Origin of the sequence: Candidatus Litorirhabdus singularis (assembly GCF_026262625.1) — a bacterium.
Classification (GTDB): domain Bacteria; phylum Pseudomonadota; class Gammaproteobacteria; order Pseudomonadales; family Halieaceae; genus Litorirhabdus; species Litorirhabdus singularis.
In genome coordinates, this window is sequence record NZ_SHNN01000002.1 from 1,291,336 (window position 1) to 1,315,042 (window position 23,707).

The 23,707-nt window shown below is 51.9% G+C and carries 24 protein-coding genes; 10 read left to right on the plus strand and 14 right to left on the minus strand.

What is annotated here, in order from left to right; all coding sequences use genetic code 11:
• Positions 1 to 72: 72 nt before the first annotated feature.
• The 5 genes from EYC98_RS14370 to EYC98_RS14390 all read right to left on the minus strand — a co-directional run bounded on the left by EYC98_RS14370 (position 73) and on the right by EYC98_RS14390 (position 5,485).
• Positions 73 to 411, minus strand: a complete 339-nt coding sequence (locus EYC98_RS14370) for a zinc-binding metallopeptidase family protein (protein WP_279246031.1) — start codon at positions 409 to 411, stop codon at positions 73 to 75.
• A gap of 139 nt (positions 412 to 550) precedes the next feature.
• Positions 551 to 1,627, minus strand: a complete 1,077-nt coding sequence (locus tag EYC98_RS14375) for an SMP-30/gluconolactonase/LRE family protein (protein WP_279246032.1) — start codon at positions 1,625 to 1,627, stop codon at positions 551 to 553.
• Between the two features lie 217 nt (positions 1,628 to 1,844).
• Complete coding sequence (locus tag EYC98_RS14380; RefSeq protein WP_279246033.1) at positions 1,845 to 3,533, minus strand: matrixin family metalloprotease; 1,689 nt, start codon at positions 3,531 to 3,533, stop codon at positions 1,845 to 1,847.
• Positions 3,530 to 4,249: a hypothetical protein gene (locus EYC98_RS14385; protein WP_279246034.1), complete on the minus strand. Its 720-nt coding sequence runs from the start codon at positions 4,247 to 4,249 to the stop codon at positions 3,530 to 3,532. The genes EYC98_RS14380 and EYC98_RS14385 overlap by 4 nt, the downstream gene beginning before the upstream one ends.
• A 198-nt stretch (positions 4,250 to 4,447) precedes the next feature.
• On the minus strand, positions 4,448 to 5,485 hold the full coding sequence (locus EYC98_RS14390; protein WP_279246035.1) for a phospholipase A: 1,038 nt from the start codon (positions 5,483 to 5,485) through the stop codon (positions 4,448 to 4,450).
• Positions 5,486 to 5,595: 110 nt separating this feature from the next.
• On the opposite strand from EYC98_RS14390, the gene EYC98_RS14395 reads away from it, so the two are divergent.
• Positions 5,596 to 6,036, plus strand: a complete 441-nt coding sequence (locus EYC98_RS14395; protein ID WP_279246036.1) for a hypothetical protein — start codon at positions 5,596 to 5,598, stop codon at positions 6,034 to 6,036.
• A 329-nt stretch (positions 6,037 to 6,365) separates the two neighbouring features.
• Positions 6,366 to 7,196 carry a fibrinogen-like YCDxxxxGGGW domain-containing protein gene (locus EYC98_RS14400; RefSeq protein WP_279246037.1) on the plus strand — a complete coding sequence of 277 codons (831 nt, stop codon included), beginning with the start codon at positions 6,366 to 6,368 and terminating at the stop codon, positions 7,194 to 7,196.
• A 215-nt stretch (positions 7,197 to 7,411) separates the two neighbouring features.
• Here EYC98_RS14400 and EYC98_RS14405 read toward each other — a convergent pair whose 3' ends face one another.
• The gene (locus EYC98_RS14405) at positions 7,412 to 7,954 is read right to left on the minus strand and encodes a hypothetical protein (protein ID WP_279246038.1); all 543 of its coding nucleotides are present in this window, start codon (positions 7,952 to 7,954) and stop codon (positions 7,412 to 7,414) included.
• 306 nt (positions 7,955 to 8,260) lie between these two features.
• Between EYC98_RS14405 and EYC98_RS14410 the strand changes: the two genes are divergently transcribed.
• A complete protein-coding gene (locus EYC98_RS14410) occupies positions 8,261 to 8,791 on the plus strand; it encodes a VPLPA-CTERM sorting domain-containing protein (RefSeq protein WP_279246039.1) in 531 nt (176 codons plus the stop codon).
• Between the two features lie 137 nt (positions 8,792 to 8,928).
• On the opposite strand, the gene EYC98_RS14415 is transcribed toward EYC98_RS14410, so the two are convergent.
• A complete protein-coding gene (locus EYC98_RS14415; protein ID WP_279246040.1) occupies positions 8,929 to 9,468 on the minus strand; it encodes a methyltransferase family protein in 540 nt (179 codons plus the stop codon).
• A gap of 440 nt (positions 9,469 to 9,908) precedes the next feature.
• Here EYC98_RS14415 and EYC98_RS14420 point away from each other — a divergent pair, with 440 nt between their 5' ends.
• The 4 genes from EYC98_RS14420 (at position 9,909) to EYC98_RS14435 (ending at position 12,989) form a co-directional block, all read left to right on the plus strand.
• The gene (locus EYC98_RS14420) at positions 9,909 to 10,142 is read left to right on the plus strand and encodes a thioredoxin domain-containing protein (protein WP_279246041.1); all 234 of its coding nucleotides are present in this window, start codon (positions 9,909 to 9,911) and stop codon (positions 10,140 to 10,142) included.
• Between the two features lie 9 nt (positions 10,143 to 10,151).
• A complete protein-coding gene (locus EYC98_RS14425) occupies positions 10,152 to 11,150 on the plus strand; it encodes a redoxin domain-containing protein (RefSeq protein WP_279246042.1) in 999 nt (332 codons plus the stop codon).
• A 162-nt stretch (positions 11,151 to 11,312) separates the two neighbouring features.
• A complete protein-coding gene (locus tag EYC98_RS14430) occupies positions 11,313 to 11,918 on the plus strand; it encodes a hypothetical protein (RefSeq protein ID WP_279246043.1) in 606 nt (201 codons plus the stop codon).
• A gap of 87 nt (positions 11,919 to 12,005) precedes the next feature.
• Positions 12,006 to 12,989, plus strand: a complete 984-nt coding sequence (locus tag EYC98_RS14435) for an MOSC domain-containing protein (RefSeq protein WP_279246044.1) — start codon at positions 12,006 to 12,008, stop codon at positions 12,987 to 12,989.
• A gap of 51 nt (positions 12,990 to 13,040) precedes the next feature.
• Here EYC98_RS14435 and EYC98_RS14440 read toward each other — a convergent pair whose 3' ends face one another.
• The 4 genes from EYC98_RS14440 to EYC98_RS14455 form a co-directional block, all read right to left on the minus strand.
• Entirely contained in the window at positions 13,041 to 13,391 is a 351-nt protein-coding gene (locus tag EYC98_RS14440; RefSeq protein WP_279246045.1) for a hypothetical protein, read from the minus strand.
• A gap of 72 nt (positions 13,392 to 13,463) precedes the next feature.
• On the minus strand, positions 13,464 to 14,300 hold the full coding sequence (locus EYC98_RS14445) for a sterol desaturase family protein (RefSeq protein WP_279246046.1): 837 nt from the start codon (positions 14,298 to 14,300) through the stop codon (positions 13,464 to 13,466).
• A gap of 145 nt (positions 14,301 to 14,445) precedes the next feature.
• Positions 14,446 to 14,799, minus strand: coding sequence for a hypothetical protein (locus EYC98_RS14450; RefSeq protein ID WP_279246047.1), 354 nt, complete (start codon positions 14,797 to 14,799; stop codon positions 14,446 to 14,448).
• 106 nt (positions 14,800 to 14,905) lie between these two features.
• Positions 14,906 to 15,925, minus strand: a complete 1,020-nt coding sequence (locus tag EYC98_RS14455) for an AraC family transcriptional regulator (RefSeq protein ID WP_279246048.1) — start codon at positions 15,923 to 15,925, stop codon at positions 14,906 to 14,908.
• Positions 15,926 to 16,082: 157 nt separating this feature from the next.
• Here EYC98_RS14455 and EYC98_RS14460 point away from each other — a divergent pair, with 157 nt between their 5' ends.
• Positions 16,083 to 16,961 (plus strand): metal-dependent hydrolase, encoded by an 879-nt coding sequence (locus tag EYC98_RS14460; RefSeq protein ID WP_279246049.1) that lies wholly within the window; start codon positions 16,083 to 16,085, stop codon positions 16,959 to 16,961.
• A 141-nt stretch (positions 16,962 to 17,102) separates the two neighbouring features.
• Here EYC98_RS14460 and EYC98_RS14465 read toward each other — a convergent pair whose 3' ends face one another.
• Together EYC98_RS14465 and EYC98_RS14470 are read right to left on the minus strand one after the other, a co-directional pair.
• Complete coding sequence (locus tag EYC98_RS14465; RefSeq protein WP_279246050.1) at positions 17,103 to 17,933, minus strand: TauD/TfdA dioxygenase family protein; 831 nt, start codon at positions 17,931 to 17,933, stop codon at positions 17,103 to 17,105.
• A 110-nt stretch (positions 17,934 to 18,043) separates the two neighbouring features.
• Positions 18,044 to 18,841 carry a hypothetical protein gene (locus EYC98_RS14470; RefSeq protein ID WP_279246051.1) on the minus strand — a complete coding sequence of 266 codons (798 nt, stop codon included), beginning with the start codon at positions 18,839 to 18,841 and terminating at the stop codon, positions 18,044 to 18,046.
• A gap of 1,066 nt (positions 18,842 to 19,907) precedes the next feature.
• Between EYC98_RS14470 and EYC98_RS14475 the strand changes: the two genes are divergently transcribed.
• Complete coding sequence (locus tag EYC98_RS14475; protein ID WP_279246052.1) at positions 19,908 to 20,843, plus strand: zinc-dependent alcohol dehydrogenase; 936 nt, start codon at positions 19,908 to 19,910, stop codon at positions 20,841 to 20,843.
• 215 nt (positions 20,844 to 21,058) lie between these two features.
• Positions 21,059 to 22,288, plus strand: a complete 1,230-nt coding sequence (locus EYC98_RS14480; protein ID WP_279246053.1) for a carbohydrate porin — start codon at positions 21,059 to 21,061, stop codon at positions 22,286 to 22,288.
• Between the two features lie 160 nt (positions 22,289 to 22,448).
• Here EYC98_RS14480 and EYC98_RS14485 read toward each other — a convergent pair whose 3' ends face one another.
• On the minus strand, positions 22,449 to 23,492 hold the full coding sequence (locus tag EYC98_RS14485; protein ID WP_279246054.1) for a glutathione S-transferase family protein: 1,044 nt from the start codon (positions 23,490 to 23,492) through the stop codon (positions 22,449 to 22,451).
• Between the last annotated feature and the right edge of the window lie 215 nt (positions 23,493 to 23,707).

Consider the following 23,707-nt stretch of genomic DNA (forward strand, 5'->3'; position numbering starts at 1 on the left):
CGGATTGATACTGCCGATGCGTTTAGCTGTGCTCGGACAGTCCCGTGAATTATGACTGGGAGCTATAAAACTTCATCGGCCCAGTAATTCCATAACCGCGGTAGTTGCTACGCGACTACCGTAGGGAATTGCTTCAAGCTCGACTTTGTAGTCTCCATTATGATTAAAGTAGGGAGGCCTGTTCCCTGCGTCCATAAAGGCTTTGGGGCTCGCAATGCCAATCATAATGTATGCAAGAGGCACATCTTCGTAACTCCCCAGTAGTATATGGGCGTCTTCAGACGCCATAGCCGCAGGAGCCGTGTCGATGATTGCATTCTTATTAAAACCACCCTCAAAGCTACGGGAAAGTCGCGCTATTAATGAGGCGTCGTTGACCAAAATAGTGCTCTTCCAGATTCTGAATTTCATGATGAAATGAGTCTCCTTTTTACCGGCTGTAGGTTGCAAAAGAAGAATTTTCCTATTCGCTCTATCACTCAAACCTGCCAAGGTTCTGAATATTGATGTTCATGTGCACCCTCAGAGAAATGGCAGATTAAGGACCACTTTAGTTAATGCTATTAATCTTTAAACGCATTAGCTTTTTGGGTGACGTGATATAAAGCTGAGAGAACGTATCATTTAGCGTCATATTAGTGACTTGCCCTAGCACAATCTTACCCAGCAATGCTCCTTCAGGCGATAAAACTCCCACGCCATTTGGTATAGAAACAAAAAGAAAATCGCTAGGATGCACTACCATGCCATCGGTAGACCCAGAACCTTCAGAAATCAATTGTTTGCCATCAAAGAACAGGCGTGATTTTTCGAAGTTGCCCTGGTGATCAAGCTCAATGGCCACAATTTGTGCCTTATTCTTTGCCGAATCACTGACATAAAGAACTGACTGGTCATTTGATAAAGCAATACCGTTTGGCTTGCGAAGACGCTTGGTAACAGCAATCAGTTCGCCAGATTTTGTTAAACGAAACACGCCAAAAAAATCCAATTCAATATCGGGGCTTTTCTCGAAACCCGACAGGCCATAGGGCGGATCGGTAAAATAGATGTCACCTGAACGATGCACTACTAAATCATTGGGGCTGTTAATCGATTTGCCACGATAGTGACTTACCAGTATGTCGTAGTCCGGAGTTGGCTGTGTGATTGGTGCCAGCATCCGCGCCAGTGTTCTATTGCTTTGCTGGGCCAAAAGCAGGCTACCATTCTCGTCAATGGCCAGACCATTGGACCCCCGCCACAATTGACCCAAACCGTCGGGCGCATGCCCTGAAGGCTGCAGGTACACGCTTAAGCCCCCCGCATCACTCCACTGATAAACCTTACCCACTGCCACATCAGAAAACAGCAGCGAATCCAGACCCTTTACCCAGACAGGACCCTCCGCCCATTCAAGTTCACTGGCGAGGATTTCAACCTGGCTATCGACTTCGATGAATTCATAGAAGCGGTCGTCATAAACAACCATTTCCACATCCATCAACTGTGTTGGATTTGCAGTAGCGAAAGGCGCAAGTAGACAAGAGAAGATAATCGGAACCAGGTGGCGTGTAGAAGCCGCCGATACAAAAAACCAAATGTACCTGCACAGCTCGACTGCTAACGCTTTCATTGAAAATTTCATGCCCAGAGCTTTTCATACTCTTCAGGCGATTGATAGTTCAAGCGTGAGAAGTCATAGAAAGTAGTACTGACACAGCGAGATCCGACTAATGCCTGAAAGTGTATGGTGGCAAAAGATGTGGTTACTTGCTGTGGTGATGTGCGTACCGCCAAGATCGTTTGACATCATTATGTCTATACTGCGAGCGTCAATACCCTCTATTAACGGCTGCCCGGCGTTAAAAAGTGATTTGCCCGGTAACTTTCTGGAGAATCCGCAATAGGTCACCTAACTCGAACTGACCGTCGGCCTGAGGGACACCGGCTATCAGCGGAGCAACATCTCCCCGCCGCAGTTCGGAAGCAGTTAGCGATAGCGATCCGAGCAGAAATTGCTGTCCGATTAGAACATCGGCCAAGTTCACCTCGCCATCGCCGTTAATGTCTCCATTCCCCGGCCCCGGTACGCTGTCTTCTTCCAGAGGATCACTGCCGGAAATAACCTCATCACCATCGGAGTAAGTATCTCCGTCGGTATCGAAAAGCATTGGATTGGTCAGGTACAGGTTGGTTTCGTCGATGTTGCTAAGTCCGTCATTGTCCTGATCGGGGTCACACAGATCGCCAAGACCATCAACATCAAGGTCATTTTGATCGGGATTTTCAACTAACGGGCAATTGTCCTTAACATCTGGATCAAGAACCGCGGCGAACGGGAAATAACCTCCGCCAAGCCAATCGCTGCCATCGGTCGACCGGTAGCCGACGCCCAGTGAGTAGCTCGCGCCCGCACTGATAAACCAACGACAGCTGGATAGTGCCTGCGCGACGACAGCGACGCCAGTACCCGCGGCTATCGTGGCCGGATTGGAAAACTCATACTCTTGGGCACCATTAAAGAATGTGGGCACACCGGTTCCAGCGGCCAACACTTCAGACGCCAGGATCTCACCGCCGGGCGTGCCCGCAGTGTCCAGCGTCCGAATAGATAGAATGAGGTCGCCGCTGGGGCAGTCTATCGGCAGCGCTATCGTAGTTAGCGATCCGGTGAATGGGATGGGAAAGGTCATGGCCCGGTAATCAAAGTCAGATCCGCTATCGGGCCCGAATGGGAAAAAGCTGCCGCTCAAGCTATCCAGTCCGTAAGACACGGCTTCACCTTCAGTGTCATAGACGTCGTCGCCATCAATATCTGCATCACAGGCGTCACCTTGAGCATCGCCGTCGACATTGGACTGAGAGCTGTTTGCAACGCTTACGCAATTGTCCTGAAACAAACCCCAGCCGTCCGCATCGCTATCATACAGCGCTGCTGCCCCGGCGATATCGTCGGCTTGTGGAACCTCGGTATTGCCTGTCGTTGGTCGCATGATGGCACCGCCCGCCGAGGTGTGATTCAAGCCCAGTCCATGCCCCAGTTCGTGTACAGCGACCCGCCTGAATTCGGCAACCCCACTCCAACTCCCGTTGTACAGGTCCCACTGTTTGGTGTTGTTGAAAACCGTGCCTGTTTTAGTGGCATTGGCGCCAGAAAACCAGGTTTGCTGTACCGCCAGCGTTCTGCTGCCAAAAGCATTGCCACAGCCTGTCTCGGCAAAAATCACACCGTTACCTGGGTCCACTGAAGGCACTACACATGGGTCGGATGACCCATTATCTATGGTGGCTGTGTAGTTGAACGTCGAAGTAGTATTCCAAATGCCCAAAGCCTCAATATAGGCGCTTTGCAACTCGGCCGTGCTGGGGCCGCCTGCCACCACGTTGGGCTCATTGACGCCAGGCGGATTGGATGCAGTAAGGTCAACATTAATATCAGCTTGTCCCTCCGCCCAAAAGAAGCTCGCCAGCTCATAGCCATTGGCAGCGATGCTGTGGCTGAGCACAATCGTCAGTGCTACCTGCACGGCTTTACCCCGCAGCGTATTCACTTGGGATTGACCGGTGTTTCTTCGCTGCTGCCATCTCGAGAATCTGCGGGCAAGAGTCCAAGCAGTGCCCGCTTGAAGCTGGCTTTGTCCAGCCCGGGCTCAGAGTCGTCTGGGCCGCGTCCCAATCGAAGGCCTAGCGCATCGCCCTGGCTCAGCGGGACATCGTTGGACATTCCCCTTGCCTCTTTACTGCGCTGCTTCGCGGCCCCTACCTTGGCCTCTGCATCCACTTCCACCGCTAGCACCGGCGAGTTGCCGGCCGTGAGGACGCGTTCGCGACCTTTCTGATCGAGTGTAATTTTGAAATGACCCTGGCTCCAGCCAAGCAGTGGATTAACTTGCTGGCGAGCAGGATCCTCCAGAAAATAAATGCCGCGCTCACCGGGAATGGGGTAGGTCATGCTATCTACTTGCAAGGTGAGATCATCGACTGATCCGCCGGCGAAAGTCAGCGTGACGGTCTCCGCACGCAGGCTGCCCTTGATAACATCGATGACCCGGAAGGACACATGGGTGAAAATCGAGGTTCGCTGCGCATTCCAGCGCGCTTCACTGGCAATGACCTCACCCTCGAAAATTACCGCAGCCTCATTGACGAGTTGGCGCATATCTACTGCCAACACCGAGGTGGCATAAAGCGTGCGCGGCGCGGCCAGCAAAAACAAAACCAGCGCTAGCCAGCTTATGAAGCTGGTACGTGATGTGCACTGATTCATATCCAAGCCTCCCCTTCCCATAGTTGATGATATCGTATTCTCGTGTTGCTGCAGAGTCGAACAATGAATGCGAGTATACAAAATACCGCGCTAGACCATGTGTAGAATTGTTACTCGGGTGCGCCCATGCTTTCAAACTCTAACTCTGGGCAGGGATGAGAAAAGACCTTGGTTCCCTAGTTATATTCACTGATGGCCCTAAAGCCAATCGTTCAGTGCGATCCCAATGCCGATTCGCTTGGTGTCGTTTTCCATATCAATCAGGTTTTCGCCGTATCCGCTATACACCTGCACAAAACCCTTAAGATGGTAAACCAGTGGGAAGCTCCAGTTAAGTTCGACACCGCTTCGGTTGTCACTACTCAAATTATTTTTTAGCCCCAAAAAAAACAAATGGTCGCGATGCTGGTACGCAAGACCCAGCTGAACACGCCCCATATAATCTTCAATATTGGGGTTGTCCTCCGCGCCTTCTGGTTCTTCGATTCTTACCCAGGTTTTTACTGAAGCAACAAAGTTGCCTTTATCAAGTGCGAGCCCTGCAGTCACTCGATTCCAGCTTCTTGACAGTGGATCGATCCGTCCATTTGACTGGTGATTCAGTCCTATTGTGGCTAACCTCGCATTCCAGCCAAAAACATCAAATTCCGTGGGTATTTGCCAGATGAGCTCTGGCTCATGGTTAGTTTCACGAAAAGGCTCAGATGCGATAGTGTCCGCATAGAGCTGCCAGTATGACTGCTGGGTGTAGCCCAACCATATTGAGGAGCCGCGCCAGAGATCACGCGCCAAGAGTGTCTTGATACTCAACTGAAACTTTATCTCAGCGTCGCTAAATGACTCTCCGAGCGGATCATATACCGAGTAATCGCTGGAGGCGTTATAGGTTACTGGAAGTATGTAATTTGGGCGGTGCGGTGTCATCGAAAAGCGCTTTTCAGCTAGCTCAAGTTCCTGTTGATTCCTCGAGATAAGCGGCAATTGCGCGTTAGACTCCGAAGGCTCAGTAGCGGTCTCTACTGCAGTGGCAGCTATAGCTGACTGACTAAGTATTTCGTTTTGGTTTTCTGCGGTGATATCTATTTTGACCTGCGAGTCCGCAGGGCTGTAGTAAGCGTCGTAGCAACTCAAGCGTGCAACATCATCTCCAAACGCAGCGCAGAGCTCTGGCGCAGTTCCTGCGTACGAGTTGGCAACAGCAATAAATGTGCAAAACCCCAGCGAGATTGGTTTCATAGTAATACCCGATAATTATTGAATTTAGGCTAATGAAGTGACGTCTGATTGTCGAGCGCATAGGGGCCTCCGGAGCGTCGTAGTAGCGGTTTTGGGGGAAGATCGCGACATTGGTCACACCTGAGAGAAAGAATGAGCAGGCAAAGCTGGGAAGGATTAGTGCGGGCAGACAAGCCTATGCACTTCAGCTAGCAGTACCCACGCACACACAGTCGGATCTACGCTCCAATAAACTGATCTATAACAATGTGGGTGCCGGACTACTTATCCCTGGAGCAGCAGTCACCATTGCCTGGGACATGCGCGGCTCGGTGAAAGGTGCCGATGGCATTGTATTTGTCCAGCTTAACTCCGAACGCGCCGGTTTTGGCGTCTCCAAAGCAGAGCTCTGTACTGATGGCCCGATATTCGCCAAGCATGACTGGCAGAGATTTGTATGGAGCACCACGCTCGCCCCTGACGTTGGCGGTAGCGTGACGCTACACCTGAGTTCCCATTGCCCACCTGTAGCCGGGCGCGGTGTAGGTTCTTACTGCGACTCGATGCCCTGAACGGGCCCGCTGCTGGAGGCGTCCGCTTTCACCTCTTATGTGACCTTTCCTTTTTGTCAGGATTTTTTACACTTAAAACTGAGGGTTATTAGTGCCTAATCCCATATAAACCGTCGTTATGGTCAGTTTTTACGCACCATAGCCCGAGAAACGACCGCTTCCACCTCTCTTCACCTTTTTCACAACATATGGCTATTAGTCAGTAAATATTACAGTTGTCGACTTATCTGAGCATCTAACTTACCTAACTACTTGATTGCATTACCTTGGCATGATTAATGCATGTCTTTACAGTTACTTAAAGGGAAGAGATTCAGAAGGAGCGTAAAATGAAATATCGTCTAACCCGGACACTCACAGTTGCAGCCCTAACAATCACGCCAACTCTGCACGCCAACGCGACGTTAATGGATGGTTCGAGCTTCGCTGATGCCGGTACTTCCGCGAAACAGATACTGAGCGACGGATATTCCGCTGGCAATGGGATTTACTGGATTGATCCTGATGGCCCGGGAGGCAGTACCGCCTTTCAAATTTATGCAGATATGACGGTTGAGGGTGGCGGCTGGACTCTCGGTCTAAATAGCGTTAATGGGGACCCTTCGTCAAGTACGGATATGGTCTCCAACACCGGCACGGTTGGTTTAACTACCAGCCAAACTCGCGATATGTCGAATCTCGCCATTGGTCGGGAAGCGCAATTGAGGCATGTAATATCCGACTTAGCTGGGAGCATTGTATTTGATGGGTATTACACTGGGTTTTACCACGGCACAATGGCAGACACCGCAGACTGGACGGTCTTGTCTGGTAGTTTGGCTGCGGTAGGCTTGAATTATCATGTTGGACAAGACTGGTCTACATCTACAAACGACGTAGATAATTGGGCTCAAAATTGTGCAGTCAGATTTGGTAATCCTTGGTACCACAACGCGTGCTGGACAACGATACCGGTGCAAACGGATGCGAATTGGCCCTTGAACACACCTGTTTATGCGCCGAATTGGCCGGTCAATAGACAACAACCAGCCGGTCAATATTCAATTTATGTCAGGGAGTCGGTCACGCCAACGTTTGCAACCGTCCCCACACCCGCCACCCTCGCCCTATTCGGCCTGGGTCTCGCTGGCCTTGGATGGTCAAGGCGCAAGAAAGCGTAAACAATACTCCTGATAAGCCCGCTTCGGTGGGCTTTTTTATGCCTGATATTTGGGGTTTCTAATGTCTCAAAGTAGGCGAAAGCCGACATTAGCGGTGATCGGATTCCAGGGCTGAGCTAACGACCGCTTTCACCTCCTTAGAGACATTGATATCCCGCTAGCTACTCGCCAGCTCCACACAAACCCGACTACCGCTCTGGCCTCATAACTGCCATTCAACCTGCGGTGACATCCGCAAGTTTAGCCGCCTCTTGTATGCGGACATTTCTCCAAACAGGTCGGAGCAGTAGACGAGAAAACATAAAGCCAGCAATAGTCAGTGCATATACGATACTCGCAATAGCGGGGCCAGCCTCCCTGTGAAAGAATATATCTGAGGCATTCATAAGGTTGACCAAGACCAAACCAACAGTCGGCAATTGAATTAATTGGGCCAACCTTCCCAATTTTTTTGTCCTTTGAACGCCGCTCAGATGCTGGTACACGACATAAGTTGCCCAGGTCTGCACAATTGCTACTAGCGCGCTACATATGGCCCATAGGGTCGTTTGCTTGACGTCAAAGGAATACAGAAGAATGCCGATAGAAGAGACCAGTGCCGCCAACAACGAGAATTGGAGAATCATTGTCAAGCCAACGGCGTCGCCTCGCCGTGTTTCATTTTCGCCACTAAATTGAAAGGTTGCGATAATGCCTGCAAATCCCGCCAATGCGATAGCTGCTTCAACTCCCAGTATTAGTATATCCAGAGATTCCATGCTTTCTTTCCTTAGTATTAGTTGTCCGATGAGGATACCCTGATGGCGACTCCAGGGCGAAAGCAGGCTTATGGGCCTGGATCGGCCCTGGTGGGGTAGATGACCGCTTTCACCTCAAAAGACACAGGATTTGGCACCAGTCTCTGCGCCATCAATGTGAAGATATTTGTGTCAGGTTTCTTTACATTCGCCGGGCCACTTTACTGACCATCATTCGTAAGTTGTTGATCTATATGACTTGGTATGAATCTTGCTTTCATTAAATTATTGGTGATCTCTCGTACAGAAATACGAAGGCATGTATTAATGAAAAGACTAAAGACAGCAATCTTCATTTCAATTTTTGCCTTATCGAGTGGTGCAAATGCTGCTCTCACATCTCGCCTTGATGGTCAGGCAATATACGACGATGTTTACGATCTCACGTGGTATACGACAGTATTCAATGGGAACCTTTCATCCGTTAGTTCATCTATTTCGAATCTTGATGTGGAAGGCATTACTGGGTGGCGGTTGCCAGATCATAATGATCAAGAATACCAGACACTGCGCGCCCAGATTGGCACAGGTGATAGTACGCTGTCACAAGAGCTCTTTGGCGGCACGTTGGTGGATAACACATACTTCACCGGAACAGCCGCAGGAGCATTTCCATTCACCGACGTGTGGAGCTTTTATTGGGACCGAAACCTGGCGGTTGAGCAGTACAGTTCTAATGTCTTGGCGGGAATAGCTGTACAGACGGGTGATATTGCGGCAGTCCCCATCCCCGCCGCAGTCTGGCTATTTGGCTCTGCCCTTCTAGGACTTGGTGCAATCAAGCGCAAGAAAAGTTAAAAAAGAAGAAGAGCCTTACTCGCGAGGGCTTTCTATTGCCTGCTAATTGATAGAGCTAACGTTCGCTGCCAGGTGCGATCTCAAAGGAGACATTAGAAGCTAAGGGCTCTGACGCCTTAAGTTACTAATCAGGTCTCTCAGTATATACCGGGAATTAACCGATATGGCACGCGTAGCGCGTAGTCTCGATAGCCCGGCAACTCTTCACGTAAAGTCTGGTCTTCAAGTACCGTTCTAATCACTGTGGTGATTAATGCCACCGCCGCAGGAATCAGTGCCCATACCGAGCCCAGAGCAAGAACAATACCGAACAGTGAAAGAATAGTTCCGGCATAACCCGGATGCCGCACAAACCGGTAACAACCGCTGTCACACACCACATGCCCTCGATCCGTGCGAATGCAGACAACGCTATAAAAAAACCGGTTCTCTACCAATGCCCATACAGCGAAGGCATATCCGAGCGCGATTAAAATGAAGCCAATCACAATGAGCCAAAGTGGAAATTCGGGGGACCCGTTATAGCGGTGGTCCAGCCCGGCTGCAATGACCATAAGGAACCCGATGCTCAACGCCATCAGTGGGGCAAGCACTTTGTCCCAGGCTTTTGCGTTTTGGAAATTTTCAATATTTTGTCGTTCGGCCAACAATCCGGGATGTCGTTGTTCCGCCCACATGCGCCCTCCTATACCAACTGCAAAGATCAGTAGAGAGTAAGACCACGCCTGCCACCAACCGAGGTCCCCACCGCATATCAGTAATGTAAGCGGGATAAGGAGATATACCACTACTAATCTGATCCACTGAAGCAGGGATACTGTTTGAGCCGCCTCTTCACTAACCGTCTTCGCTGACATGTCACTCCCCAAAATAAAATGGATTTGTGTGTGCCTAAAAACTATTCGCAGGGAATCGGTCTATTTAATACCGACTCTCATTATGCAGACAAACAATAGATGGCCCACTTTGGGCCTTCCAGCCCAAGTATTCTAGCCTAGCTCCGATGTCCGCTAATAGGTGAGGGTTCAATCGGGGTTGCTGGGTGGCCTTGCTCGGTGGTTTTCATGTGTGTTTGAAAGTGGAGACAGGCGGGTTCCCCCTGGTCTAAACTGACACCATGCAAGATAACGAATTCAACGAGTATACGGACGAGTTTGGCCAAACTGCGCCGCTACCAGCCAGCCACGGTCAGCGCAAACCGCCGCCGGTCGACTTTCAGTTTGGACCTGCCGAGGGTGAACGGTTCCCTGATTGCACACTTAGGGACGCCGACGGCGTTCGGATTAACCTGCACGAGGACAGAGGCAGCGCCAAGGCAGCTGTTCTTTTCTTTCGCTCGGCCGTATGGTGACCCCCCTGCATGACGCAGCTGGTCGAGCTGCGAGACGCGTATAAAAAATTTCAGGCGGCGGGCGTCAAGCTCTATGCCATTTCCTATGACCGGCCCGATGAGCTGGCAGAATTTGCTGCCCACCACGACATCAACTTTCCGCTACTGTCTGACAAAGGCTCCAGGCTGATCAGACAACTGGGTATTCTGAACACCCATGTGACGCGCGATCAGGTGCCCTTCTATGGCATCCCCTACCCCGGCACCTATGTATTGAATGAGCAGGGCGTTATCACTGGAAAGCTATTCGGACGCAATCACCACGCCCGCTTCACCGGTGAGTCTATGCTGGACAGCGCGTTGGGCGAAATTCTTATCGGCGAAGATGAGCCGATGGCTAGTACGGACGACGAACAGGTCAACATAACCGCAGTCTGGCACGGGGGCGGCGGGACAGTGAAGGCCTCGGTGGTGCGCGAAATCGTAGTACGCTTTGAGCTGGCTGAAGGACTGCACATCTATGATGAACCGGTGCCGCAGGGCATGGTCGCGACGCGTGTGGAGGTTACCGGTCCTGAAGGCTTCCACACCGGTGATATGCGCAAACCAGCCACCCACACCCTCGAACTTCCAGAACTGGATACAGCGCTGCAAGTCTGGAGTAACCAGGTGGATCTTGCGATTCCGGTCTGGGTGGATGACAGCGTCGTTAGCCTGCTTGGCGAGCAGGCAGAAGTTGACCTGGAAATCGCACTGAAGATTCACTACCAGGCCTGCGACGATCAGGTCTGCCACATTCCGCAATCGCGAGACCTTACGCTGAGGGTTCCATTCGCGTCGTACACCGCGCCCAACCTGTTCAAGCGCGTTGCCGGACTGGACATTTCAGCAATGGACAGCCAGCAACTCATGAAACGCAAAATACGGCGAGGGCTGCTTCGCTCGCCCATAGGTGGCCTGCGCTTTCTGCGTAAAATGGCCAGCGATATGAAGAAAGGTCCAATGGGGAAAAGGCGCGGCAGTAGCTAACCCCCAATATTAGGTCTGAGAAACTAACAACTGCCTCACACTGATTGTCGCCCAAGCTAAGGCTAGTAGATGAGCGGATAGGATAAAATAGACATGGGTATCCCGTGTATTTTCTGTAAGTTTGCAGTGTCAGGTCCTAAAAAAAATTCAAGGGAGTAAGAGATGAGTGAGTCCGAATCAATATCGAAATTGCGGCTGGCATTGGCTGGGGTTTTGCTCTTTGTGAGCGTCGCTGTTTTTGCGGTTCGCTTTGTGCACGCAGGCGCCTACGCCATGCCCACTACCGGGGTGATGGCCAGCGGAATTGGCGCACTGGTATTGGGCGGGCTATTGCTATGGCCATCGCTTCCGCGTCCGCTTGGTATGCTGGCGATGATCGTGAGCCCTTTAGTAATGTTCTTGGGGCTCTACGCAACGATGGCCGAGTTGGAAGAAGTGATTTCGATCTATGCCACCAATAGCGCTGGCAAGACAGTTGACCTGAGGCTATGGGTTGTCGATCGCGAAGATGGGGCGTGGGTAGGCATGCCGAGCGCTAAAGCGATGGAGCACTCTCTCGATGGTGCACGCCTTGAAATGCTTCGCGGCGGCCAGACACAGTGCGTTGTGCCTGCGCTCTACGAAGACCGGCCAACGGTGCGTGCAATCCATACCCTGAAGGTAGAGAAGTACGCCGTGGCGCGCGCCTCGGGAGCCATAGGTCTATACCCGCTTGAGGCAAAGGACACCACGGTCGCCCTGAGGCTGGATTCCTGCCCTGGAGGCTGATGGGTTTGTATTTCTCGCGCGTCTCCCCAATCATAGAAACAGTTGTCTATACTGGTTTCGCTAACAATTCTGCGAGAGCGCACATCAATGAAGATACAGATAGGTACGGTAAAGGAGCTTTGGCGCTATCCCGTAAAGTCCATGCAAGGCGAGTTACTGCAGCAAGCGCAAATAGAAAAGATCGGCCTGATTGGGGATCGTAGCTGGGCGATTCGCGATGAGGCCACGAATGAAATAAACGGTGTCCGAAAACTGCCGCGCCTGTTGAACTGCACCGCTCGGTTCGAAGGGCAGCCCCTGCCCGGCCAGACAGGTAGCGATGTTCCCGCTGTGCAGGTGCAGCTTCCCGATGGCACCCTGTTCCTTAGCCGGGATCAGCAAAGTAGCAAGCTTCTCAGTGCGTATCTGAAAAAGGAAGTTAGCCTGCAACCGGTGCAGCCTAAATCGGATAAAGAATTTTACCGCCTGAAGACGCTCACCGGCGAGCAGGCGATGAAGAAGCAGTTTGACGCCAGGGGCGGAATGCCTAGTTTAGGTTCTCTGTCCTGGTCTAAAATGCTGGAGCTTGGATCCTATGTAACACCCAGGGGCAGTCTTTACGATGTATATCCGCTGCATATACTAACCAGTAATTCGATAGCAATGCTCAATTCTCTTGAGCCTGAAGCTGATTTTCAACCGCGACGTTTCAGGCCGAACATTTATATTGAGAGCGCCCAGAAAAGTAACAATCTGGATGAGTTCGACTGGGTTGGCGGAGCACTTTTTATCGGTGACACCGTCATCAAATGTGAATCAAGGACGGTGCGCTGCTCTATGCCGGCACAACCCCAGCCGGGTTTGGAAAAAGACAGCAAAGTACTGCGTACGCTCGAGAAACACACAGAACGACACCTCGGCATCAATGCGTCAGTATTACGTGGGGGATGCATCCGCGATGGCGATCCGGTTTTCTGGAAGCCAGAGTCACGCCTGTCACCCCGCCGGTATTTTCAACCGGTTTCAGATCGGATAAAAAATTCGCTGATTCAACGCGGGCTAAAAGCGATCGATGACAAGGCGAAAAGCTAACCCGCGGGATAAGGGGTCAGAGCCCTTTCTGGGATAAGGGGTCGGAATTCCTCACGCGCGGTTTCCCGCGCGTATACAGAACCAGACAAGAATCAGACCCACTACTGTTTCGGCGAGCAGAACGCTCAGCGCTAATACAGACTCGCTGGTGCCGAGAGCCGGGTCGAGTTTCATAAATATCATGGTATAAAGCTTTCCACTCATATAGGCCCATGTTCCCAACTGCAACAGCTGCCCTTCGAGACGCTCAAGCGAGCGCAGCGAATATAGCAGGACCGCGATAGCAACATAGTCATCAACCGATAGTGGCCAGAACTTATTGGTGGTTAATAAGACAGCCGTTTCACCGATAAAAAGCAACACGCAGAAGGCTATGCTATAAATTCGCAGCGCTTTAATCATACTTTTCTCTCTTTTCCCTGGGTCAAGTGGGCGACTGAATGAACACACCCCAGCCGCTCGTTTGCCTCGTTATTATTCTTCGTTCGACGTAATGACCTTCAACATAGATTTCCATCGAAACGGCAGCAGCAACTGTCGCCACCAGGACTGCGGGAACTGAGCATCGTTCTCACCTAACCCCAACTCATCAATATCTTGCGCAGACTTGGGAAGACAGCGCGTACCAAACACAATATCGAAAAGGATCAAGTTGTTGCCGTAATTGCTATTACTGTGCCTGATAATCGATGAGTGGTGCCACCGATGCAGCTCGGCTCCCGCGAAGACCCAATTAAGCCAGCCCAATTTGTAACGCACATTGGCGTGCTGCCAGTTGCCATGTAAAGCTGTGAATAACGCCACCAGAACCACCACCACAGGAGGTGCGCCAAAGAGAGCCAACGGTATCGCAGATGCTAACCCGCTGAGGCAAAGGTCTACAAAGTGGAAGCGCGGTGCATTCAAGAAGTACAAGCGTTTGGCACTATGGTGTACTGAGTGAAAACGCCAACCGATATGCCATTCATGAAAAAGCCGATGCCGCGAGTAAGTGCCCAGCTCACTCACCACAAGACCCAGCGCAGCCTGACACCACAGTGGCCACTGAGTTGGCCAGGTTATAAGCGCGAATGACGCCGCGGGCTCTTGAATGATGGTGAAGAACGCATAGATAAGCCCGGCTCGAAGTAACTGCGACAGCGGCAGGGAAAACAACTGGTGAAATATGTCGGTACGAATATCGCCATATGACTTTCGCCATTGCAATGTGTGCGGGTGTATCCACTCCATTATTCCCGCTGTAAAGAGACTTAGAACTCCGAAGGGAATAATCGCTGCTAGATTGTCAGGGTCGATGATCGTCAAAATCACAGCAAAAGGCAGCAGTACACATGCCGGGTATACCAGCCAGGTAACTGCTGCTCTTGATCTTGAAGATCCGTAATCTACTGTTTTGGGGGTTGTTATAATGTGCCACCTCCTTAAGTGACGTGTCCTATTTATTTACTTACATCCGTCATCGATACGCCATCGCCCGAACCACAATACACTGCACTGAATAACCGAACCCCCATCGAACTTCATCATCAATGGATATATCAGCGATAAACCTGGTGTCAGCGCGCTCGCTCTTGGCATCCTTGATCGCCTGCTCCGTAGTTGGCGGCTCACCGTTAGCAAACAGGTATAGCGCTTGAGTTTGACAGCTGCGTCCCTCAACAAGGCCCAGTTTCTCTGCAGGACTGCCCGTCATCGCCCCTGGATAGCTACTGGTCACAAATGACCCGTGAAGCGACGTCGTACAGCCGCCCAATGCCATCAAAAGACATGCGCCCGCCAATGCAAACACCCGTACCTTCAACTTATACACTGCGAATTTTCCTTCTATCTGACGGCCACTAGAATATGAGATGCAGCGGCCACATGACACTATTCACGACTGAGAATCACAAAAGAATGAGCCCGAATCGACAATACTAAATCATGCTGGCGCGGAAATCTTGGTCAGTTAACTTGCCGCTACCGCGAATAGCTGAGGGCGTAGTCTGGGACCAGCGTTTGAATGATCTGCGAAAATTGGTGGCATCGCTAAACCCCAGCAAGCTGGCTATTTCCGCAACCGGAAGATTTGTGCCGTTAAGATATTCCAGAGCCAGCCGATAACGCACTTTATCCAGCAATTGCTGATAACGATTCCCTTCCTTCGCTAAATGGCGTTGCAGCGTGCTCTCACTCATATGCAATTGCCCCGCCACCTTGGCGCTGGTGGGGAACTCGCAGCCGGCCTGCAACAGAATTTGCTGCACCCTCTCGCTCACCATACCCCCTTCACTGTCGCGTGATATCAAGCGGTCACACTCACGCCTAAATATATCGCGCGCTATCGGGTTGGACGTGGATATCGGCGAGTTAAGGCTGGCATTGTCGAAAAACATAGCGCTGCGCACCGCGTTAAAACGTACTTCATCGCCAAAAATAGCTTGATATTGGGTCAACTCGGCCGGGGCCGAATAGCCAAACCTCAAATTCAGGACAGCCGTTTGCCGACCCAATAAAATACTGCCGCTGTTTACGATGGCGGCATACAGTACTTCGGTGTAGAAGCGCTGCAGAGCCTGCGGTAAATGCGCCGCCCTCACCCACAACTCCACTTCACCTTCATGTTGCTGCAATTCAATACCAATGCTGGGCAAAATGACGCGGTTGTAGCGCACCAGGAGTTTCAAGGCATCGCCAATAGTCGCGCTGGTCATCAAGGCATAACCGAAGATTCCCTGAGAGGCGATGCTGATTTGGCTACCAAATCTGAGCCCAAGTTGATCGTCTTTTGACAACTCAAGCGCATTGGTACACGCAATATCAAGCTGACGGGCAGTCAGATTAAGTGCTGCCTGAGACTCGAGCTCCTGCGCACCTGTATTGTGCAGCAGTCGCTCGCGGGATACGCCGCTGGGCTCCAATACTTGCAGTAATGTCGCTATGTAATAGGAGTGCATGATGCCCCTTGATTGTATTTAACCCTATATGTGACTGTATTTAACTCTTAGTATGGCGGCATTTAACCCGCTAGTTGATGGCATATAACCCCATTAGCCCGTACCAAGTCAACTAGGATGGCACCTCGTTACTAACCCACACCCTCGGAGCTCAGTCATGTCTTCCACAGCACAAGCCGCCCTCCTCTCCAACCATCCTTCTGCCACTGAAGTTCACAGCCAGGTAACCACGCCCGCTAGTGTGCAGATCAAACCCCGCAATCGCTCGCATGATATTGCTCAAGCGCTGCAGGGAGATTGGCTGGATAACAACGCGTTTCTTACGGCGGTCTTCAACGGCATGTCCATCACGTTCCCGGCCGGGGAAAAATTTTTCATCGATAGTGTCAGACATTTTGGTGATGACATTACAGACCCAGCCTTAAAGGAGCACATCCGCGGATTTTGTGGCCAAGAAGGCTTCCACCGTCGCGAGCATCAGCGTTACAACGAAGCACTGTGTACAGCTAGAGGATACGACCTGGAAAAACTCGAAGGGAAGTTGACCAAGCGTCTGGCCTGGGCACAAAAAAATCTTTCGCCGCTGCAAAACCTGGCGATTACCGTCGCAATAGAACACTTCACAGCAGTGCTGGCTGAGTTGCTGTTGCGCTCCGATTCGGTGATGAATAAGGCCGACCCGTCAATGCGCGAACTATGGCGCTGGCACGCCGCCGAAGAAATGGAACATAAGTCTGTTGCCTTCGATGTTTACCGCGCAGTCGGGGGCAGCGAAGCGCTGCGTGTTTCCGTCATGAAGCGCGCCACATTCTTTATTGGTTTGGAGCTCATGCGAGCGCTGCTTTATATCCTGCGTAAAGAGGGTCAACTGTTTAACATCAAGCTATGGCGCTCTGGAATCACCGGATTGTTCGGTAAACAGGGTGCCTTCAGCGGTGGCCTGGCTCCCTACAAAGAGTTTTACGCCGAAGGCTTTCACCCCTGGCAACAAGATACCCAGCACTTGTTGGTTGATTGGGCAGCTGAGGCGGCCTAGCACACGTGGGGTGGGATTGGATCAGGGCTCCAGAAAAGAGCTCTGCCCCCTTTTACAGAGCCCTTTTTGCGGTGGATAAGGATAAGGGGGCAGAGCCCTTTTTGCGGCATCGTAAAGGACTCTGACCCCCAATTCACAAATTCAGGCATCAAAGTACGGCCGATCGCCGGCTATGGTGACGCGCTCCATCTTACGTACGGCGGGGAAATAGTCCGACGTGGCAAAGTGCTGGCAGACGCGGTTGTCCCAAAACGCTATTGAGTTTGCCCGCCACTTGAAACGGCACTGAACTTCCGGGTTCCATGCCGACTTGAACAACTCGTCCAATAGTAATTTGCTTTCCTCGTCATCCATATCTTTGATATGACTGGTAAAAGCTCCGTTGACGTAGACAACGCGCTGCTTGGTTTCGGGGTGTGTTCTAACGATGGGGTGCTCCATGAGGGGGTATTGCTCGTGAAGCTCCTCCGGAGTTTTCTTCAACCGTCTGGCGAATACGCGCGCGATATCATGCACCGCTATGCGGCCGCTAATTCTTTCTCTGGTTGCCTCTGACAGCCGGTCGTAGGCGAGCGCCATGTTAGCGAACAGGGTGTCACCGCCCAGCTGCGGCACCTCGATGGCGCGCAGTACGGAGCCCAATGAGGGTTGTTCACGCCAGGTCACGTCAGAGTGCCACATGTTTTCTGAGCCTCTGGAATTCGGGCCATGTTCGATGCGTAATACTTCCGGGTTCTCTTGCGCCTTGGGCGTCGCCGGATGCACTTCAAGTTCGCCGAAATGCTGGGCGAAGTCTATATGCTGCTGCGGTGAGAGTTTTTGATCCCGGAAAAACACAACCTTATGCTCCAGTAGCGCTGCCCGAACGTCTTCGATCAGGCCTGCTGTTATCTGGGTGAGATCAATCCCCAGCATTTCAGCCCCTATGGCGGGGGTTACTGGTTCAACTCGTATCTGTTGGGCATCACCCATGTGCAAGCCTCCTGCTGTTGAGAAGACCAGCTTATCTCATTTTGAATAAGGGGTCAGAGCCCATTGCAGCAACATCATAAAAGCATAAAAGAACTCTGACCCCTTTTGTGCTACAGCAGATTTTCTTGATCTATTTTTATATTCTGTTCACCCCTGACTATACGAGCAGATACGCGTTCAGCCATTTTCTCGGCAAGATCCTGAAGACCATCAAGAATCGCCTCTTCGTACATCGCTCCCTGGTTTTCATTCCACTGCACTATGGGCGCTGTAGCAGATTTGTAGTCAAACTTGGCCTTGCCAAAGTACTCCTCTCCATTACTATGAGTCCACGAGAAGATCAGGTTACCAGTCAATACCAGGTACATTTCTTCGTCGTCCAGCTGTTGAACGGTAATGCTTGATAATAAAGGCGAAACAATGATGTCGGCCTGTTCACGTTGCCGCGTTTCATCAGCAGGCACCTGACTAATCAGTCGGTTGTGCATTTCTAGTTGATAATCGTATTTGTCGCTCACGCTTGCCAGGTTGCGATTAATACTGTCGGCGTGTTCCCCTTCTGCAGCCGTGGCCGCGCCATATATAAGACCACCAGCACCTCCAGTTACCATTCCGGCCATTCCCATCGTCGAGATACAAAGACCTGCCAGAGGTCCCGTGGCGCCACAAAGCAGCACCCCGGTAAGCATCCCGGCAACACCCCCGGAAGCGGAACCGGTAGTGGCCGCATCAAGAATACGCTGATCTTTATCTTTCAGCTTCTCGATGGAAGGTAAATCTGCGGCCTGCACAATAGCCACGGACTTGAAGTCAGGAATAGTAATGTATTCAATCTTCGCGGGAGTTGCGCAGCTTAAAATCATCGCACCCAGCAAAAGCTGCAAAACGATCTTGAACATAAGAGTCATAAATTTCTCCTTTCTACCAAATCTAAGAATCACACTCTGAGTGAGTATCCGGCAATGATCTGAGTCAACAATAGTTCTGGGGCATCCATTGACTCTACAAAACATTCACAGGCCATCGAGAGAGGGGTCCGAGCCCATATCGGCAACACTGAAAAAGGGCTTTGACCCCTTTCTCGCCCCTTTCTCGCTCTCCCTACTTATAGGCTTGTGGTGCTGTGGTAGCTGTAACATTGTCTAAATGTGATACTGAACTTGCACCAGATCTTGTCAGCGCAAAGTTTCTGATGGACGAGGACTCCATGTGAGATTGTCAGAATCTTTGCTACACTCAGAGCGCAGTGCAACAAATTTGCAGAAACTTGCCGACAAATTGCTTCACGGGGTGACACGATGAAAACGAAACTTCTAGCACTGGTGGCAATAACACTTTCAGGCGGCGTTTACGCAGCCCCGACGATATCGCAGTTCGAAAACTACCTTGCGGTGCCGACTAGCGAGCCCATGAGCGTTGAGTTCTCGGACGACGATCTTGTGCCAATGCTTAGCACTGTATTGAGCGAGAGTCCCCAGTCAGTCGCGGCTATTAGTTCTCATACATCTGCGGTTTTAGCGCCTACTGGTGGTTCGGGCGGCAGCGGAACCATTGGCACGCCCATCACTCCCCCCTCAGTCGTCCCAATCCCGGCGGCAGCTTGGCTATTTGGCTCCGCACTACTGGGGCTAATTGCAACGAAGCGCAGAAAAGCGTAAATAGGATCAATTTACCCAGTCGACCTACTGAGCGAGTTTTTATCTGAAAGTTGATAACCCTATCGCCGGCGTCCAGTCGACAGCGGTCAGTCACACACGCAGGCATTACGGTGACCTCTTAATAGATCGTATGGCTGTAGCTGGAACAAAGCAGACATCACCGCTGAAAGGTCTCCACTGAGCCAACAACGGCTTTTAGTGCAGGGACACACGCACCCCCTGCTTAAAACCGGAGAAGGGCTCTGACCCCTTATTCACCTTATTTCAAAAGGCCTAACAGAACACAGCGGCTGCGGCCTCCAAAATGAGAGATACCATGAAAGCGATTAAGGTTTTTGATAAGAAACCAGAGCTGGTAGACGTTCCCGAGCCCAGCGGAGCAGGCGTAAAGGTCAAAGTAGTTTCGTCTTCTATTTGTGGTTCGGATATCGACTTGATGGCACAGAATGCGTTCGGCGATCACATTATTGGCCACGAATTTGCCGGCGTTGCGGAAGATGGACGCGCTGTTGCCATCGAGCCGATTACCGGCTGCGGACAGTGCTCCACCTGCGATGAGGGCTACCGTGTACATTGCGAGGCCGGGACTTTCGTGATGGGGGTTTTGGGTGATGGTGGCATGGCAGAATATGTCAGAGTGCCCGCCGCCAATCTTGTCGAGTTGCCCACCGGGCTGGATATCAGCACTGCCTGCCTGGTTGAACCGCTAGCAGTGGCTGTGCATGGCTTGGATCGTGCACGGGTGAGACAAGGTGAGCGCGTACTGGTTATCGGCGCAGGGCCCATAGGCCTGGCCACTGGCGCTGCATTGCGTTCACGCGGCATCGCTTACGATATTGCGGCACGCCACAATCACCAGCAAGCAGCAGCGGAAAAAATGGGTGCAGGATTAATCCCAAGGGGCCATTACGATGTCGTCATAGATGCGGTGGGCAGCTCGGCTTCCTTGCAACAAGCGGTGCAGATGACCAAGCCTATGGGGCGTGTAGGCCTGGTAGGTGTCTCCTGGGGAAACTTGGAGCTGGAGCCCGCCTTTAGCACCGGCGAAGTCGAACTGATCCCCTCGCTGGGATACAACTGTAAAAGCCCCAACCGCAATTTCGAGGAGGCCGGGAAAATATTGCACGCCTATCCAGATGTCGCGGAGTCACTGGTCACGCACCGATTCCCCCTGGATGCAGTCACCGAAGCTTTTGCAGCTGCAGCCAATAGGTCCGCCGGCGCGATCAAGGTTGTTTTTGATATTACTTAGCGCCGCGAACACGAGATCAGGTTTTGAAAAGTTAACTAATCGTGGCTAAGGGGTCAGAGCCCATTTTTGTGGCATGGTAAAGGACTCTGACCCCTATTTCCTATAGCGAAGGAAAATACACCTCTATCAAATAGCCGGTTAAACTATCGAAGTCGCCATGCGACACCCCAGAGTTTCCCGGCGCCTCATACGCCAACAGCATAGGATTCGCGAAGATGAGTGTGATTTCCAAAGGTCTTTTTGTGGCGGCGACCGTACTGCTCACCTGCGGTGTGCCTCGCACCTGGGCCGCGCAACTGGACGGCGCCCTAGATGCGCTGGCGACGGGTGAGCACTACCTGAATGTCAGCCTGGTGCCCTTGTACCAGTATGCCTCCAGAGCCGATACCGATACCGGGAACTACACATTTGATGTTATAGGCAAGTTCACCCTGCTCGATGCTCCCGCCCGCTCAGCGGTGGGCAATACCGACCTGGTGTTCTGGGTCAATTCCTCGGACAAGTTTGGTGGTCTGGACTCGACCACAGAGCTGTCGCACAAGGCCGGCTTGCTCTGGGATACCAACGATATCGCTGCAGAAAGTTCCAGCACCACCATCCTGGTACTGGGCCTTGAACAGTGGTTGTTCCAAGACCGGGTCTCAATGGGAATGGGTAAGTTCTTCCCCGGACAGGTGTTCCTGTCATCCGCCTACACCGCCGATAACTCCAATGGCTTTACCAGTAAAATGATCTCCGGCAACCCGGTGGTATCCTGGTGGGAGTCGATCGGCATTGGTGCGAATGCGGCCTACTGGGGTAAGCACTGGTCCATCCAGGCTGCCTTTGTCGACAGCAAGGCGGAACAGGACCTGGACTTTTCAAGCTTTGCCGATGGTAAGTACGCTTATCTACTGGAATCTACTTATTCACCCCCCAACGATGACGGCGATACCGCCATTGGAGCCGTCATCTATTACATCGACGAACGCGAGCAGCGGGAGTCGGAGTCCGGCGTGGTGGCACAATTCACCCATGAATGGGGCGACAGCGCAAAGTACGCCGTGTTTGGTCGCTACTCTTTCAGGGATGGGGGTGAGAGCCAAAATCTGGATGATCCCTCTATCGAAGCAGCGCTGGAACAGGGTGGCTTACTCGGCGTCGCCTGGAACCGCCCCTTTGGACGAACAGATCAACAGCTGGCGGCATCACTCATATACGGAAAACCGGCGGACTATCGCAAACAGCAGGGCTTCGATACACAGTACGGCACCGAGATTTTCTGGAAGTGGCAACCCCGATCCTGGCTCACGATCATCCCCAACCTGCAGTTGACACGAAATTTTGAAGATAATTTGGAGACGGTTGTCGGCTTGCGCATTGGCGTCGGTATTGAACGAAACTGGGCTGAATCATCTGTTTTTAGATCTGTGCAGGCTGAACCGCCGCGAGCTAAGGGGAACTGACGCCAGATACCTGCACACCGAAATGTGGATAAGGGGTCAGAGCCCATTTTTGTGGCATCGTAAGTAATCTGGCCCCTAGTTCAGTCATCAAGCGCAGCGCTTCCTTCGGGGCCTTTGCCAAGTCGGATACCGCTTGCGGACAATGTTATGTGAGACTGTCCTACGCAAGATAATGCTCAAGGATGCCACGCCCAGCGAACACTTCCTTGATTGTGATGTTTGTGTCTGCACCCAAACGCAGCAATTCGTCCTGCACATGTAATCGCGCCACGTTCAGGCGTTTCTGGGTACGGGCCCGAGTGAGTCCGAAACCATAGTCGTACTCATAGTACTTCTCACCGGCCAGCCCCGCGGCTATATTGGCGGTGGCGAACTTAAAGTAGGTTCCCTGCAAGTAATCCAACAACACGCTAAGTGTATCGGGTAGCTGATCTTCTTCAGGCCAGGAATCGGTTGTAGTGTCCCAGTCGGTGAAGAAGCGCTCGGTGTAATCAAACATCATTTCCCGGTGTTCTCCCAGCCAGCTCGTAGGTTCCGGGTCACATATGAAGTGGGCTTTGCTGGCCCCAGCCAGGGCAAAATCCGCGAGACAGGGGCGTTGGCCCAGCAGAAAGTCGTTATTCGCAAAATGCGCTGCCAGCGCGTCCAGCATATTCTGGAAGTCGCCCTTGACGGCCTCCGCCTGATCTGGCCCCACGCCATTATACTGACACACATTCTTGCCAAACCCCTCGTACATCATCGGGCCAATACCAGCCAGTTGCTCTAGCTCGTCAGCTGAGAACGGGGTCTCGATGGATCGGTCCAGCATCATATTGGCGCCAAAACGCGGGCCTACCCAAGTTACGTTGTCCGGGTAGCACCAGCGGCTGTGCACGCATACGCGCCCAAGCCAATGATTGAAGGCATCCTCCAGAATGTAGCAGCAGGCGCGCTGCAGTGGTGACTCAGGAACTACGGGGTGCTGCGGGAAACGCTCGTTGAGCATTGGGCCAATGGCGATGGTGTCGTTGAGCAACCATTTGTCCGGAGTCGCCAGAAGCGGGATAAAGTGGGTACCGGCCCGTGCCTCTAATTCGGCTTTGCGCTCCTCCGTCTTGAAGCGCCAGCTCCAGGGTATATTTTGGAACCGCAATTGGGCCTCTAGCTTGCGCGTGAAGAAGCTCATCTCGGAGCCCACTAACTGATAGTCGCCTTTATACATGTCTAGTCCTTTATTACGCTGGCCGTTGCGAAGCTTACCCTACTCACGCCAAGTGAGTCAGATAAGGGGTCAGAGCCCATTTTTCTATAAAGGGCTCTGCTTGGATTCAAGAATCAAGTGCAACACGTATCAACCCTCCGTCCATTTCACGCTCCATTAGTTCTTGCGGTGTTTTAAACCCAAACCGCTTGCGAGGTCGCGTATTCAGAAGCCAA

What these genes read in the sequence shown, in the direction of transcription:
- EYC98_RS14405 (WP_279246038.1), bottom strand. Translation starts at nt 7,954, where the DNA reads ATGGAATCTCTGGATATACTAATACTGGGAGTTGAAGCAGCTATCGCA.
- EYC98_RS14410 (WP_279246039.1), top strand. Translation starts at nt 8,261, where the DNA reads ATGAAAAGACTAAAGACAGCAATCTTCATTTCAATTTTTGCCTTATCG.
- EYC98_RS14390 (WP_279246035.1), bottom strand. Translation starts at nt 5,485, where the DNA reads ATGAAACCAATCTCGCTGGGGTTTTGCACATTTATTGCTGTTGCCAAC.
- EYC98_RS14420 (WP_279246041.1), top strand. Translation starts at nt 9,909, where the DNA reads ATGCAAGATAACGAATTCAACGAGTATACGGACGAGTTTGGCCAAACT.
- EYC98_RS14460 (WP_279246049.1), top strand. Translation starts at nt 16,083, where the DNA reads ATGTCTTCCACAGCACAAGCCGCCCTCCTCTCCAACCATCCTTCTGCC.
- EYC98_RS14475 (WP_279246052.1), top strand. Translation starts at nt 19,908, where the DNA reads ATGAAAGCGATTAAGGTTTTTGATAAGAAACCAGAGCTGGTAGACGTT.
- EYC98_RS14375 (WP_279246032.1), bottom strand. Translation starts at nt 1,627, where the DNA reads ATGAAATTTTCAATGAAAGCGTTAGCAGTCGAGCTGTGCAGGTACATT.
- EYC98_RS14430 (WP_279246043.1), top strand. Translation starts at nt 11,313, where the DNA reads ATGAGTGAGTCCGAATCAATATCGAAATTGCGGCTGGCATTGGCTGGG.
- EYC98_RS14400 (WP_279246037.1), top strand. Translation starts at nt 6,366, where the DNA reads ATGAAATATCGTCTAACCCGGACACTCACAGTTGCAGCCCTAACAATC.
- EYC98_RS14485 (WP_279246054.1), bottom strand. Translation starts at nt 23,492, where the DNA reads ATGTATAAAGGCGACTATCAGTTAGTGGGCTCCGAGATGAGCTTCTTC.
- EYC98_RS14370 (WP_279246031.1), bottom strand. Translation starts at nt 411, where the DNA reads ATGAAATTCAGAATCTGGAAGAGCACTATTTTGGTCAACGACGCCTCA.
- EYC98_RS14385 (WP_279246034.1), bottom strand. Translation starts at nt 4,249, where the DNA reads ATGAATCAGTGCACATCACGTACCAGCTTCATAAGCTGGCTAGCGCTG.
- EYC98_RS14415 (WP_279246040.1), bottom strand. Translation starts at nt 9,468, where the DNA reads ATGTGGGCGGAACAACGACATCCCGGATTGTTGGCCGAACGACAAAAT.
- EYC98_RS14465 (WP_279246050.1), bottom strand. Translation starts at nt 17,933, where the DNA reads ATGGGTGATGCCCAACAGATACGAGTTGAACCAGTAACCCCCGCCATA.
- EYC98_RS14470 (WP_279246051.1), bottom strand. Translation starts at nt 18,841, where the DNA reads ATGACTCTTATGTTCAAGATCGTTTTGCAGCTTTTGCTGGGTGCGATG.
- EYC98_RS14425 (WP_279246042.1), top strand. Translation starts at nt 10,152, where the DNA reads ATGACGCAGCTGGTCGAGCTGCGAGACGCGTATAAAAAATTTCAGGCG.
- EYC98_RS14480 (WP_279246053.1), top strand. Translation starts at nt 21,059, where the DNA reads ATGAGTGTGATTTCCAAAGGTCTTTTTGTGGCGGCGACCGTACTGCTC.
- EYC98_RS14455 (WP_279246048.1), bottom strand. Translation starts at nt 15,925, where the DNA reads ATGCACTCCTATTACATAGCGACATTACTGCAAGTATTGGAGCCCAGC.
- EYC98_RS14440 (WP_279246045.1), bottom strand. Translation starts at nt 13,391, where the DNA reads ATGATTAAAGCGCTGCGAATTTATAGCATAGCCTTCTGCGTGTTGCTT.
- EYC98_RS14435 (WP_279246044.1), top strand. Translation starts at nt 12,006, where the DNA reads ATGAAGATACAGATAGGTACGGTAAAGGAGCTTTGGCGCTATCCCGTA.